Origin of the sequence: Mesorhizobium sp. M7A.F.Ca.CA.002.09.1.1 (assembly GCF_003998555.1) — a bacterium.
GTDB classification, from domain to species: Bacteria; Pseudomonadota; Alphaproteobacteria; order Rhizobiales; family Rhizobiaceae; genus Mesorhizobium; species Mesorhizobium ciceri.
In genome coordinates, this window is record NZ_RZRR01001629.1 from 1 (window position 1) to 423 (window position 423).

2 protein-coding genes are annotated in these 423 nt (G+C 57.9%); both read left to right on the top strand.

From position 1 onward, the window contains the following. The coding region (locus tag EN994_RS35040) for an aldehyde dehydrogenase family protein (RefSeq protein WP_127308327.1) at positions 1 to 116 on the top strand (116 nt) is incomplete at its 5' end. A gap of 151 nt (positions 117 to 267) precedes the next feature. Beyond that, positions 268 to 423 (top strand): LysR family transcriptional regulator (locus EN994_RS35045; protein WP_164746607.1); only part of this gene is annotated, 156 nt, incomplete at its 3' end.

The window sequence follows — 423 nt, forward strand, 5'->3', positions numbered from 1 at the left end:
CTCTGAGCCCGATGACGCCGTTCGGTGGTTTCAAGCAATCCGGCTTCGGCCGCGACCTGTCGCTGCATGCGCTCGACAAGTACACCGCGCTCAAAACGACATGGATCAAATATTGATGGGCGCCTAGAGCGCATCGCGATCGAACGGATTCAAGTGATGCGCTTTAGGCCTTTGCTCCATGCATGTCGTTTGCGCAAAACCGGGGCCACTTTTGCGCGACATGCATTAGGCTTGATCGAAGCCCTCAAACCGGCAACATAGCCAGCCATGCCGCTACGCTTCACGCTCAGACAGCTGGAATATTTCGTTGCCGTGGGCGAAGCCGGCTCCATCGCCAAGGCGGCCGAGCAGGTCAATGTGTCGCCGCCATCGATTTCGGCCTCGATCGCGCAGTTGGAAACCGAGTTCGGCGTCCAGCTTTTT